This window comes from Brakhagea slesvicensis, assembly GCF_052161625.1.
In the GTDB taxonomy this organism is placed as follows: Bacteria; Planctomycetota; Planctomycetia; order Pirellulales; family Pirellulaceae; genus JBKCUI01.
The window spans coordinates 4253479-4266704 of the sequence record NZ_CP197412.1 but is presented as its reverse complement, the minus strand read 5'-3'; the positions used below and the strand labels follow the sequence as shown (position 1 = coordinate 4266704).

Here is a 13226-nt window from a genome sequence, read left to right as displayed (position 1 = left end):
CTCTAAATACCGAGTTCCTTCTCAATGTGGTTCAAGCGTTCGTTCAAACCGCTAATAAGCAATTTGAGCTGCTCGATCTCGTCCATCACTTTCGAGTTCCCTGCGGAGGTTGGCAGTCCGGCCGATTTGGTACCGGTGGAAGGCTGGGGTTCTTCGTCATCGATCGCCGCCCCTCCTTTTCCGACACTCTTTTCCAACAATTGGTCTCGCTCCCATTCTGGATAGAGATTGTGCGAGACCAACTGGCCGCGACCAGAGGGGGTGAGTTCGAGAACTAGCTCTCTTCGTTTGAGCTCATCGAAGATCTCTTGCATCTGCGCGAGATCTGCAATGGGCTCCATTCTCGAAGCACGGGTGCGAAGCTCGCCGATCGTTTGCTCACCGCGGAGCAGCAACTCGGTTATCACAGCGGCCTCTATTTTATTCAGTCCGATCCAGTTGTACGCGTAATGACGAACCTTGGTAACGCGTCCCGAGCCTTGAACGATCGTCACAGCGCCGAGTGCTCGCAGCTCATCGACAATCGTCTCGACTTGCTCGGCCGAGTAACTGGTTATCGGCTCGCGATTGCTCTTCTGATTGCAACCTGTTGCCAATCCAGTGAACGACATGGGATAGGCATCCGGAGTTGTTTTGGACTTCTCCATGAGCGTGCCCAGAACGCGACGTTGTTTGGCAGTGAGAGGTTTCCAAGTCCTGGCCTCTTCCGTCGGTTGCGTCGGAACATTGGTAGGTTGGGGCGAAGAAAAATCTATCGATGCCGATTCGTCTTGATCCACGGTGAACTCGTCCTCTGTCTGGCGTAAAGGAATTGGCGGTCGCCAATGATTTCGTCCATAACGTTAGACCCCATTGGCTCGTTCAAAACAAGGTACCTTGGAAGTGAGATCGATGGGAGCGATACGCCTTGATTCGATCAGCTAACTATCAAACCTTTTGGGTACGACCCGAGGCAATTCAATCGGATCGCGGCCTTCTCGAGCGAGCGAATCGCGTTCTCGACATGGGACTGGGAGCGATGCCCATCCAATTCCACGAAGAAGAAATACTCGTTCGCCACACCAGGAACAGGAAACGATTCGATCCAAGTCAGATTGAGGCCGTTATCGCGAAACATCAACATGACATCGGCTAGCGCGCCCGGTTTGTGAGGGACTTGAAACATCAGCGAAGTCTTATCATTCGACGAGGGAACAGGCTCGTCGTTTCCGATGATGGCAAATCGGGTGATGTTGTTCTGGTTGTCCTCGATCGATTCGGCGATCAAATCCAGTCCCAGGGCGATCCCCGCATCGCGAGAAGCAACCGCAGCAGCCCCCGCCGTATGCGTGGCAATTTGTGCTGCAACCGCAGTGCTCGCCACCTCCACCCATCGCGCATTGGGTAGATGTTCTGCCAGCCACGCTCTGCACTGAGAGAGAGCCTGAGGTTTGCTATAAACCTCTTTGATTTCCGATCGATCGCACCTCGCTAAGAGATTGTGATGGATCGGCAGGAGCACCTCGCCACAGATCCGAACGGGACGTCGTATAAACATGGTGAGGGTGTCAACAATCCGTCCGTCGGTCGAATTCTCGATGGGCACGACTCCGTACGTCGAATGCCCTCGCTGGATCTCTTCGAACACGGCTCCAATGGTTTGAACCGCCTGGAACCCATCGTCCCCCCCAAAGTACTTGCGAGCCGCCGAGTAGGAATACGAGTATTCCGGCCCCAGATATGCAATGCGAGTCGGCTTGATGGCGTATTGATACGCAACTCCTGCCAAGAAGGGAACGATCCGCTCCGCTAGGCACCTTTGATCTGGAAGACACAATTCTAGGGCTCGGAGAAGGGACGCATGACAGTGCGTCGCCAAACCTGGCAAGTCGCTCGCCTCGGAGGTATCGTCCGCGAGTTGCCTTAGCAGGTCGATTCGCCTCGAAAACAACTCGACGATTGCCCCGTCGAGCAGCCCTAATTCTCGTTTTGTATCCATACCCCTAGCTCTTCTGTCAAATTGGCGTGTGGGAGGAGGTCTGTTCCCGATCCGCTCGACGCCCCCCGGCGAACGCACGGACAATCCTTGCAATTAAACCGTTGAAGCGAAACGACTTACAACCACCGTACCCCACGCACCCTCCGATTTGGCACGACGATTGCTTTCCATCGGTGCTCATCGAAGAAGCGTGCAGATTCGTGGCTGCGGCGCTCGTCCGAACCAACCGCGTCCCTATCGTAACTAGAAGGAATCACTTATGTCATCCGGTGAAAAGATTATTGGAATCGACTTGGGAACCACCAACTCCGTGGTCGCGGTCATGGAAGGCTCCGAGGTCAAGGTGATTCCGAACGCCGAAGGAAATCGCCTCACCCCTAGCGTGGTTGCCTTCACCGACAAGAGCGAAACGATCGTAGGTGAACCTGCTCGCCGGCAAGCGGTTACGAACCCACGTCGAACCGTGTATTCGGTCAAGCGATTCATGGGACGACGTCACTCCGAAGTCGAATCGGAAGAAAAGATTGTTCCCTATCAAGTCGTCGGAGGGGCGAGCGAATACGTCAAAGTCCAAATCGGCGATCAGCAGTTCACTCCGCAAGAAATCTCCGCGAAAGTCCTCCGCAAACTGAAGGAAGCGGCCGAGGCTTATCTTGGGCACCGAGTTTCCAAAGCCGTCATCACGGTTCCCGCTTACTTCAACGACGCCCAGCGCCAAGCAACGAAGGACGCTGGCCAGATCGCCGGTTTGGAAGTGGCTCGGATCATCAATGAGCCGACCGCAGCCGCCTTGGCCTACGGATTGGACAAGAAAAAAGATCAAAAGATCATCGTCTTCGACTTGGGGGGTGGAACTTTCGACGTGTCGGTCTTGGAAGTCGCAATGAGCGGCGATGATAGCACCAGCAAGGTTTTTGAAGTGATTAGCACCAGTGGTGACACTCACCTCGGTGGTGACGACTTTGACCAAGCGTTGGTGAACCACGTGGCCAACCAATTCCAAAAAGACAATGGTCTCGATTTGCGCAAAGAGCCGATGTCGCTCCAGCGACTTCAGGAGGCTTGCGAAAAAGCCAAGAAGGAATTGAGTTCGCTTCCACAAACCGACCTTAATCTTCCTTTCATCACCGCAGATGCGACAGGCCCAAAGCACTTGCAGATGACGATCACCCGAAGCGTGTTCGAGTCTCTCGTCGATTCTCTGATTGAACGATGCCGAGAACCGGTCATGCAAGCACTTCGAGATGCGAAGATGAAGCCATCCGAGATCGACGAAGTGGTGTTGGTCGGTGGTTCCACCCGAGTACCGAAGGTGCGACAGCTTGTTAAAGATATCTTTGGCAAGGAACCACACCAAGGGGTTAATCCGGACGAAGTGGTTGCTGTCGGAGCGGCAATTCAAGGTAGCGTGCTGTCTGGTGATCGTAAGGACGTTCTACTACTCGACGTGACGCCGTTGACTTTGGGTATCGAGACCGAAGGTGGCGTGCTCACCGCCTTGATCGAGCGGAACACGACAGTGCCTGTGGAGAAGAAGCAAGTCTTCTCGACCGCTGCCGATGGACAGACAGCCGTGACGGTAAGCGTCTTCCAAGGGGAACGCAAAATGGCGCAGCAGAATCGTTTGCTCGGTCAGTTCAACTTGGAAGGGATCGAACCGCAACCTCGCGGTGTTCCACAAATCGAAGTCAAATTTGACATCGACCAAAACGGGATCCTGAATGTTTCGGCCAAAGACTTGAAGTCGAGCAAGCAAGCGAGCGTCAAGATCGAGCAATCGAGCGGGCTGAGCAAAGACGAGATCGAACGCATGCGTCGCGAAGCGGAACTGCACGCAGACGAAGACAAGAAGTTCGTCGAGCTTGCAGAAGCAAAGAACCTTGCCGAGAACATGATCCACACTTTGGAAAAGATGATGAACGAGCAAGGAGAGAAGCTCTCGGCGAGCGACCGTGAGCCGCTCCAAGCCGCCATCAAGAAGGTTCGCGATGCAATAACAACCAACGAGACGGCTGCGATCAAATCGGCGACGGCGGAGTTGGAACAATCGGCTCAGGCCTTCCGCGCAGCCGTGGGAGCGCAAGCCTCCAGCGCTGCACCTGCGGGTGAAGCCAAGAATCCGGACGACGATGCGATCGACGCTGAATTCGAAGTGAAGAACTGATCGACGACTAGGCAGAGTCTGAAGACAAAACGACGACGGGGACGCAAGTCCCCGTTTCGCTTGATATCGTCTGAGTTATCATGATCCAACGTCGTCGGCCACGGCGTTTTGAACCATCGTCACCGGATCCAATCTGAAAGAACAACGGATGAAAATCGAAGCAACATGGTTAGGACATTCGACCTGGATGATCACTCAAGGGGACCATCGCGTATTGATCGATCCATTCGTTAACGACAACCCGTCATGCCATGTTCGCGACACCGACCTGAATCCGACCCACATTTGCATATCCCACGGGCACTTTGACCATATCGCCGACGCCGCGTCCATCGCTAATCGTGTCGGCTGCCCGGTCTACGCGAATTATGAAATCGCAACATGGCTGTCTACCCTGCACGGAGTGCAACACGCGGTTGGGATGAATATCGGAGGGAAAGTGAAGACCGACTTCGGCTCCTTGCAACTCACTCCCGCGATCCATTCGTCAGGACTACCTGATGGATCCTACGGAGGTGTGGCAGGGGGGCTGTTCCTGGCTTTCCAACGCGATGACTGGAGTCATCACCTTTATTACCTTGGCGATACTGCTTTGTTTAGCGATCTCAAGCTCATGCAGAGACATCGGATCGATAGCGTGATTGTGCCCATCGGCGATCATTTCACCATGGGACCAGAAGATTCCTTGCTCGCAGTGGAATGGGTCGGTGCCAAGTATGCGTTTCCTACCCACTACAACACCTGGCCTCCCATCGCACAGGACCCACACCGTTGGGCAAATCTCGTGAAACAATCCACCTCCGCAAAGCCGTTCGTACCCCTCGTGGATACGCCTGTTATTATTGAATAACAACGTCACTTCGGCCCTGCGATGCGGCCCGCTGATGCGGCTCGGAGGAAGAGGGTGGAGGACTGAACTCACCCCGAAAATCTGCTTGAGTCTTTCTAAAGATATTAACGATTTCTTCACAAAGAGACGAAAACAAGTGGAACCGGGCCTCACCTGTTCGTGCTTTCCGTGACGAGTAGCACTCGATTCAAAACCACGGCAAGTTTCATTCTCCAGCGTCAGAACCTTGCACCTTCCACGAATCTATCTGCGCCCTTTTCGGCTTCGTGGAGGCTCCGTCAAATCTCTCCTCGCGGCCTGCGTCTTCGTGTTGGCAAGTATTGCAGCCTCGAAGGCTTGGGCACAAAACCCTTCAGATGGGGCAACCGAAAAGGATCCCTTCCTTTCCTCCGCTGCTTCATCGGCGAGCGACGTAGGCGATGAAGCAGTGGAGGGCGAGAAAGATCTTGAGGTTCCAGAGAAACTTACGCTCGGAGAGAAGCTGGAAAATCTAGGGCGACTATACAAGAACGACGAGAACCCCATCCTTCAGGAATGGTGGTTCTTGGGACGTTACCACGGTCAGCTGGTAGGTGTGGAAGGAGACAACAGCTCGTTCGACGATTGGGAAAACCGACGCTTACGCATCGGATCGCAGGCTCGTCTCTTTGAGAAAATGACTCTCCACGCGCAGATGGTAAGCGGCTTCGACGCAAACCCTTTTTACAACGGCTTTACGGAGCTCTGGGCCCAATGGTCTTTTGATGACGCCTTTGCGGTGACCATTGGGCAGCAGAAACACCGATTCACGCACGACCGAAATGTTTCGAGCCGATACATCCAAACGCTGGAACGAGGCATGTTGACCAACATGTTCAATGCGGACTACACCCCAGCTATTACCGCATCAGGCAAAACCGACGCGTTTGCTTACTACACAGGTTTCTTCTCCAATGCGACCAGTTCGGATATGGTCGACTCTTTTTCCGAGTTCGATTCCGGTGTTTCCTTCCTGGCATCCGGAACGTGGGATGTTCAAAAATCAATCGAGCTCGACGAAGCATTCCTCAACGTTTGCTACCTCTATAGCGATGCGAATGACAACGCTACGAACTTGAACCGTTTTCGCGATGGGTTCTCCTCCGCCTTGATTCTGACAGAAGGAGCAGCCTCCTTGGTCACAGAAGGATTGGTCGGTCTGCGAAGTCCAGAGGGGGATGCGATCGGTATCAACATTCAACCTGGTTACTTCTTCACCGAAAACTTACAGCTGGCCACTCGCTATCAACTCGCTTTGTCAGACGAATCCAATGGTTTAATTGCACAGAGACGATACGAACGAACCGTCGGGGTCAACACCGGCGATCAATATCAGGCTGGTTATGCAGGACTGAATTACTACATCGCTCGCCATCGGATCAAGCTGATGAGTGGTGTGGAGTACTCCGATATGAATGGACAAGACGCTTGGACTGTCCATTTTTCCTTCCGAACATTCTGGGGCCCCCATTCCAATGGCCCTTTTCCCATGGCGAAGATTCTTAAGCCTTGATCGCCCACGCTAAGCAGCAGTCGAAGCAACTTGCTGAATAGCTCGCCGGAGCTTGCCAAAAAGCATCGACAACTCATCATGGGTGATGGAAAGCGGTGGAACAATCGGCAGCGTATTGCCGAGGGGACGAAGCCAAACTCCCTCCCGAAGCAATTCGTCGCACACGCGCCGGATCGCTTGGCAAGATTGTTCGTAGTTGACGGCATTCCACTCGATGGCTCCCAACATCCCCAAGTGATCTACTCGATGGACGCTCGCCATCGACTGCGTCGCGCGGAGCTCCAACTCCATTTGATTCACTCGCTCTCCCAACACACCTCCATCCAGCAAGGCTTGCGTCAAATCCAAAGTTGCATTGGCAGCCGCTGCAGAAAGCGGATTCCCACCGTACGTATGACCGTGATAGAGCGTGCGAGTCGAGTCACCAAGGAATGCGTCAAAGACTCGGTTCGAAGCCAACGCAGCACTCATCGGCAAGTAGCCACCTGTGAGCCCCTTGCCGATACATAGAATATCCGGCTGCACCGATTCGACCTCGCAGGCGAACATCCGTCCGCAGCGTCCCATTCCCACCGCGATTTCATCGACGATCAGCAACGTATCAAACTCACGACAAAGAGATGCCATTCCACTTAGAAATCCGGGTGGATGAAAGACCATCCCTGCCGCACACTGGACCAAAGGCTCGACAAGGACCGCTGCAATCTCACGAGCATGTTTCTCAAGCAGCGTTCGATAATTCATGAGATAGGATGCGAGCAAGGACTCGTCTCGATGGGTATCGATGCGAGAGCCTGATGGACAAGGACCTCTTAAGACAGGAAAAAGTAGCGGACCGAACAACCGATGAAACCGCTCGACCCCTCCCACCGAAACGGTACCGATCGTATCGCCATGGTAAGCATTCCCTAGAACCAGAAACTGGTTCCGTTCGTCAGGCCCCGCCCCGGTCTGTTTCCAAAACTGAAATGCCATCTTCATGGCAACTTCAACAGAGCTCGCTCCATCGCAACAGAAGAAAACGTGTTCGAGCGAATCGGGCGCTAACTGAATCAATCGATCCGCCAACCGGATGGTTTCGGGATGGCTCATTCCAAGGTTGGTCACATGAGCGACCTTCGCCAATTGCTCGACGATGGCTTGATTGATACGTGGGTGGCAGTGACCATGAACATTGCACCAAAGTGAACTGGCCGCGTCCAAATACCGATTACCTTGGATATCGATGAGCCAGTTGCCCTCTCCTCGATCGATGATCAACCCGTCGTAGCCGGCCATCTGAGAAAAAGCATGCCATACGGTTTCGCGATCGACTGCCTGCAACCATCGAATCTCCTGTTCGCTGTAGGCGGCGCCGTCGACTCTCAAGCTCGAATGCAACATTAGATGAATGCAATATTAGGTAGATGGGATGGATGGAATTGCGGAAGGATAAACACGCTGGTTCGCCACGTCGCGTGGAACCAATTCTTTTCCAATCGCTTCAAATCGGGTCTTCCCCTCAAACCCTTCGAATCGTGGAATGAGCGCCTCGACGTCCTCCTCGATTGTTCCGAAAACGCGGGTGATGCGTCCCTCGAAATAATGCGAGATAACAGCCGCTGGGATAGCGACTACCAATCCAGCCAATGTCGTTACGAGCGCTTCATAGATTCCGACGGCGAGAAAATCGGCTCGGTTCTGACCTGCTGTCAATTGAGTCGTATCGTGAAAAGCGCGAATCAAACCCCACACCGTTCCGAGCAATCCGAGAAGCGGAGCGATTCCCGCTGAAAGATTGAGCCACCTGACGTTTCCATAAGCCCGATCCGCTTCCCGTTGCAACGCTTCCTCTACGCTCGTTTTCATCTCGGTAGGAGATCGCCCCACGCGCCCTAGTAACGAGCGCACGGCCACACCTGCTGCAGAAAAATCGTTCACAACACTCGGATGCACCAAGCGTGGATCGACTTCGACCTGCTTTGCAAACTGCCGGAGGGACCGCCGAAGCTTCCTGGGATATAATCGTCCCATTCGCAATCCGATCATGCGGTCGATTGTGAACGCCACCACAATCAAGCTGACCAAGCCAATCGGAATCATCAAGAAACCGCCGCTGATCAACAACTCCAAAAGATCGATCCGAACCTGCTTCCCTTCCGCGGTCTCCAATACCTGCTTCTTTACCGACGCGGCCCCAGCAAGATCCTGTAGTTCTCGATCGGTCACCTGAGAGAACCCGATTGCCGTACCACAGAGGAAAATCGCAATCGCAAGCAAGGGCGTGCTAAGGCGAGATCGGGTTATCGTTCCATCTTTCATAGGCCGAGCGGCTCCATGTTGGATTGTTACCATCAAGTGGATTTCGGTTGGAGTCTTGGGCATTATATCGCGACTTCCCAAAGTTCGAGATATCCCTACGGATTAACTTGAAAAAGGGTTAGGTCAAGAGACCGTTCCGACACAGGTAGCTTGGAAATCACACCTTGCAATTGGAGTTCCTCCAGGTGAAGCCGATAGTCTCTCTCTAACGTATCATCCCACTCCGCAAAGCCTTGCTCGGAGGAGTCGATCAAGGCGATGTGGGTGATTCGACTCCGCTGGAACGAGTCGCGAGTCCATTGATCGATTCGCTCAGACTGCACCCGTTCTACGATGGTTCGCTGGGGAACCTCCAATCGATCCCAATGTCCGATGAGCAAAATGCACGCATCCACGGGCAAGTCGCCAGCGATCGTCTGACGCAGCAACTCGCGAGAATACCCTCGACTCCCTGACTCCTCGTTCTGGGACCGCGACTCGACATCGATTTCTTCAAACAGTAAACAATCCAAACTTCCTAGGAGTCGATTATCCCACCCCGGTTGCACCAATACATTTAAAAAACTAACGACTCCCAGCCCCCCCCAAAGCAAAAGCCAAAGCCATCCACCTCGCATCGACAAGAGCGATTGTGCGCCCACAGCGAAGGTTGCAATCAGGAAGACGGTAAACGGAATCCAAACGCGATCCGGTTGCGAAAACATTCCTCCCAGTAACAAAAACGCCAAGACGGAAATTCCTCCCCATGGAATCGCACCGAGAGACTTGCGTGGCCCCACCCCTCCTATTAAACAAGTCGCTGCCCATGGGATGGAGTAAAGAAAAGAAAATCCAAAGAAGCGCAGCGCGGCACTTGCGACCGAGTACTGAGAATCCACAGGGAGCGTCAGGGCATCAAAAAGCCCCCACACCAATGGTCCGCTCAGACAGAGGGTGGCCATCGCAGCCCGTGCGCAGACTCGCCTCTGTGCAAATCTTTCTGGATCGAGCCAACCATAAACGATCCCAAGACACGCCGCTCCCGAAATCACTTCAGGACGCCCCAGCCGAATCAACTCCATCCAGCTTGGAAACGCGATCAAGAAAAAGAGGGCCGTAAAAGCCACCAACGATCCTTGTAACGAGGCGATGCGAATCGCAACGAGGATGACCGCTGAGTCGAACGCAAGTGTCGCGAGCCATTTGCCTGCGATCACGGGCAGATATCGCAACTTGATGATCCCCTTTAACTCTGACTGCATCGAAATCGAATCTGCCGGCTCCTGGGATTGCGCCTCCTCTATCCGTTGCAAGCGTGACGACTCGCTCCTGCTCAACCAAAACATTGCAACATCTTCCAACGCCACCCAGCCAGTTCGCTCCGTTCGAACGCTCTGGTCGACTGCGGTGCTCTCGGATGGGACGAAGTATTGCTGGCTCCATCGATCGCGCCGCACGTCCTTGTCGAGTGTCGGCAACCACGCTCCAAGCGATTGAACGAAGAGCAACAGCCCGCTCCCCACGCAAAACAAACCCGTGAGCCGACGCTTCCATGACAACAAACTCCAGTCTTGCTGATCCGACGTCAGCACGATTCCCGATTGGGAGCAGGCAAGGGGTTTGCACCAGCGTGCCACCACCGCTGGTGTCGCCATAACAAAGGCGATCGCGAGGACCGTGGCAACAATCGGGTGATCGGGAAGCACGAACCGTGCGATCGAAATGCACGTTCCTAATCCGCAGTAACCCACCAAAAAATGAAATAGAACACGAACGAATCGGCTTTCGTTTGCGATCGCGTCTAAACCGATCCTTTTGCACCCCCAAGCCCCCAGAGCGGTATAGAAGGCCGCGCACGCGATAGACCATAGAACAGCTGGAATCCGGTCCAACAAATCGATTCGAGAGAGTCCGCTAGTCCATTGCTCCCAAATCCATTCGGGATGCGCGAAGAGTAGCCAAGCATGATCAAGGCGAGAAAGCACTACGCCTTCTTCGTGCAGGCTCTGAACGGGAATCGATGGAAAAAGAAAAACAATCCCGGTGTACAGGAACCAGCTGAATAGGAGCAGCACCATCCAAGTCCGATGAAACGCGTCGGAGAGCTTTAGCATGTTGTTCAACAAGCGTTGATGGGATGGCACCTTGTTCGGCGAAGTGTCAAGATCCGTGATCCGAAGATGCCGAGGATGATGCGGCTGTGTTTGCCGGCTTTCCAAATACAACCCGCTTTCCAATCGCGAGCACGGCGACGACCAATGCCCCCGCAATCACGCCGACGATCCCCTCTGCGACGATGAGCACAGGAGATCGAATCCAATCAGAGAGGTTCTCCATGGCATGATCCAAGTGTTCGACTAACTGATGCACCCAGTGGATCTTGTGCACGAGAATCCCACCCCCGACGAGGAACATCGCGAGCGTCCCTGCGACCGACAGAAACTTCATCAAATACGGAGCGGTCCAGAGTATTCCGTTCCCCAATGATCGCAGACCAGGTTGGGCAGAACGCTTCCAATAAATCCCTAGATCATCTAGTTTTACGATTCCGGCCACCAAGCCGTAGACACCGATCGTCATCAGAACACCGATGGTGCTCAGAACCAGGAACTTCACTAAGGAGCTGGATTCGGTGACGACATCGAGCGAGATGACAATGATTTCCGCAGACAGAATAAAGTCCGTGCGGATCGCTCCAGCTACCTTCGACTTCTCTGCTGCAACGATATCGACCTCCGGAGTCGCCAATGCCTCCTTGTGCGATTTTTGATGCGATTCGACCTCTTCATGCGAATGAAGGAATTTATGCAGAAGCTTCTCGACACCTTCGTAGCACAGAAAGCCCCCTCCTAGAATCATCAAGGGATCGATGAGACTGGGCAAATAAATACTGAGCAATAGTGCTGCGGGAACCAAGATGACTTTATTGATGGCGGATCCCTTCGCAACCGCCCATACGATCGGCAGCTCTCGGTTTGCTTGCACACCCGTTACTTGCTGTGCGTTGAGAGCCAAGTCATCCCCCAGAACACCAGACGTCTTCTTCACGGCGACTTTGGTCAAGGTAGCGACATCATCGAGAACCGATGCAATGTCATCTAGCAGCATAAAAAATCCGGAAGCCATGCTGAATTCTCTCTCAGTGCGAAGGAATGGGCCGCGAACCCTACAACAGAGGAATAAGTCGACTAGGAAAACAAGATGCACAGTCTAGCGGGACCTCGCAAAAACCGTGAGCGGTGCCGTACCAGCCCCTGCCAATTTCCTTCGAAATTACGATGCCAGATAATCAGCCGGCCAAGGAGCCGACTAGCTCAGCAACCAATTCCGCACGGTTCGCAGGTGGCTGATATCCCAAACGATCGATCGCATTTTGAATTCGAAAATAGTGATCCACGCCGAGTTGTTTCGCAACAAACCGAGTCATGGGTGGCTCTTCCGTTTTGCGCATCGATGCGTAGATTCCTTCAAGTACCGCGCCGACCGAGTACGCCAAATTTAACGATATGCGTTTCTTCGGCGGAGTCAGATTGGCGAACGAAAGAATGGTGCTGATCCAAGCCCAGCATTCCTGCGGAACGCCATCGGTGATGAAGTAAGGTCGACCGGCAGCGGCGGAATCTTTGTCCTTCAAACGCTGCAAAGCTCCCAAGTGTGCAGCAGCTGCCGCATCGACATGAACCGTATCGATAAGATTCGTTCCGTCTCCTACCCGAAGCAATCGACCTTGACGACAGCGTGCGATCACGCGCGGGATGAGGTGCGGATCTCCTTTGCCCCAGATCAAATGAGGGCGTAGGGCACACGTCCGCAATTGGCTGGAGTCTGCCGCGAGCACCTTTTGCTCTGCGATCGCTTTGGTTCGAGGATAGTGACAAAGCCACTTTGTGGGATAAGGGACCGACTCGTCGATATAACTTTGCGCTGAACCATCGAAGGTGACGGACGGGGAACTTGTGAACACAAAACTCCCAACATGAAACCGCTGGCAGCATGCGAGCAAGTTTTCTGTGGCCTCGATATTGGCGGCCACAAAGTCCCGAGCAGGCCCCCACACACCCGCCAGTGCAGCCGTATGGATCACCGCATCGACATCGCGACAAGCCACTTCGCAAGCCGAACGTTCTGCCGCAGAGCCTTGGTGGGCTTCCACGCCGAGAGCTTCCATCTCGGGATATCGGCCGCGAGCTAAACCTCGCACCCGATAGCCATTTGCCAGTAGCTGGCGGCAGATTGCCTTGCCCAAAAAACCACCGTAGCCGGTAACGAGGACCTTCATCGTAAAAGAAAGGGTCTTGAGGTAGGAAAAATGGGTAGTCGAAGCGCAAAAAGGGGATCGGTATGGTTCGCAAGAAGGGCCAGCCGTGTAAAGTATTACGCAATTGGATCGGTACCGCCATTGCACGAGGATCGATTTTTCCCA

The 13226-nt window shown here is 53.8% G+C and carries 10 protein-coding genes; 3 read left to right on the top strand and 7 right to left on the bottom strand.

The annotated features are described in order from the left end of the window. Positions 1-2 precede the first annotated feature (2 nt). Together SH467x_RS16180 and pheA are read right to left on the bottom strand one after the other, a co-directional pair. Positions 3-779: a DUF480 domain-containing protein gene (locus SH467x_RS16180; protein ID WP_482368143.1), complete on the bottom strand. Its 777-nt coding sequence runs from the start codon at positions 777-779 to the stop codon at positions 3-5. A 137-nt stretch (positions 780-916) separates the two neighbouring features. Continuing rightward, positions 917-1978: a prephenate dehydratase gene (pheA, locus tag SH467x_RS16175; RefSeq protein ID WP_482368142.1), complete on the bottom strand. Its 1062-nt coding sequence runs from the start codon at positions 1976-1978 to the stop codon at positions 917-919. A 259-nt stretch (positions 1979-2237) separates the two neighbouring features. On the opposite strand from pheA, the gene dnaK reads away from it, so the two are divergent. From dnaK to SH467x_RS16160, 3 genes are all read left to right on the top strand, one after another. Beyond that, positions 2238-4142, top strand: a complete 1905-nt coding sequence (gene dnaK, locus SH467x_RS16170) for a molecular chaperone DnaK (RefSeq protein WP_482368141.1) — start codon at positions 2238-2240, stop codon at positions 4140-4142. A 148-nt stretch (positions 4143-4290) separates the two neighbouring features. Further along, positions 4291-4992 carry a metal-dependent hydrolase gene (locus SH467x_RS16165; protein WP_482368140.1) on the top strand — a complete coding sequence of 234 codons (702 nt, stop codon included), beginning with the start codon at positions 4291-4293 and terminating at the stop codon, positions 4990-4992. A gap of 226 nt (positions 4993-5218) precedes the next feature. Then, positions 5219-6523, top strand: coding sequence for a porin (locus SH467x_RS16160; RefSeq protein ID WP_482368139.1), 1305 nt, complete (start codon positions 5219-5221; stop codon positions 6521-6523). A 9-nt stretch (positions 6524-6532) separates the two neighbouring features. On the opposite strand, the gene bioA is transcribed toward SH467x_RS16160, so the two are convergent. The 5 genes from bioA to SH467x_RS16135 all read right to left on the bottom strand — a co-directional run bounded on the left by bioA (position 6533) and on the right by SH467x_RS16135 (position 13082). Further along, positions 6533-7906 (bottom strand): adenosylmethionine--8-amino-7-oxononanoate transaminase, encoded by a 1374-nt coding sequence (gene bioA / locus SH467x_RS16155; protein ID WP_482368138.1) that lies wholly within the window; start codon positions 7904-7906, stop codon positions 6533-6535. Between the two features lie 15 nt (positions 7907-7921). Beyond that, positions 7922-8857: a MotA/TolQ/ExbB proton channel family protein gene (locus SH467x_RS16150; protein ID WP_482368137.1), complete on the bottom strand. Its 936-nt coding sequence runs from the start codon at positions 8855-8857 to the stop codon at positions 7922-7924. A 62-nt stretch (positions 8858-8919) separates the two neighbouring features. Further along, the gene (locus tag SH467x_RS16145; RefSeq protein ID WP_482368136.1) at positions 8920-10917 is read right to left on the bottom strand and encodes a hypothetical protein; all 1998 of its coding nucleotides are present in this window, start codon (positions 10915-10917) and stop codon (positions 8920-8922) included. A 46-nt stretch (positions 10918-10963) separates the two neighbouring features. Continuing rightward, positions 10964-11929: a DUF808 domain-containing protein gene (locus SH467x_RS16140; protein ID WP_482368135.1), complete on the bottom strand. Its 966-nt coding sequence runs from the start codon at positions 11927-11929 to the stop codon at positions 10964-10966. A gap of 163 nt (positions 11930-12092) precedes the next feature. Next, the gene (locus tag SH467x_RS16135) at positions 12093-13082 is read right to left on the bottom strand and encodes an NAD-dependent epimerase/dehydratase family protein (RefSeq protein ID WP_482368134.1); all 990 of its coding nucleotides are present in this window, start codon (positions 13080-13082) and stop codon (positions 12093-12095) included. Between the last annotated feature and the right edge of the window lie 144 nt (positions 13083-13226).

Coding starts and splice junctions, on each gene's coding strand:
- pheA (WP_482368142.1), bottom strand. CDS start 1,978: ATGGATACAAAACGAGAATTAGGGCTGCTCGACGGGGCAATCGTCGAG.
- dnaK (WP_482368141.1), top strand. CDS start 2,238: ATGTCATCCGGTGAAAAGATTATTGGAATCGACTTGGGAACCACCAAC.
- SH467x_RS16165 (WP_482368140.1), top strand. CDS start 4,291: ATGAAAATCGAAGCAACATGGTTAGGACATTCGACCTGGATGATCACT.
- bioA (WP_482368138.1), bottom strand. CDS start 7,906: ATGTTGCATTCGAGCTTGAGAGTCGACGGCGCCGCCTACAGCGAACAG.
- SH467x_RS16150 (WP_482368137.1), bottom strand. CDS start 8,857: ATGGTAACAATCCAACATGGAGCCGCTCGGCCTATGAAAGATGGAACG.
- SH467x_RS16145 (WP_482368136.1), bottom strand. CDS start 10,917: ATGCTAAAGCTCTCCGACGCGTTTCATCGGACTTGGATGGTGCTGCTC.
- SH467x_RS16140 (WP_482368135.1), bottom strand. CDS start 11,929: ATGGCTTCCGGATTTTTTATGCTGCTAGATGACATTGCATCGGTTCTC.
- SH467x_RS16135 (WP_482368134.1), bottom strand. CDS start 13,082: ATGAAGGTCCTCGTTACCGGCTACGGTGGTTTTTTGGGCAAGGCAATC.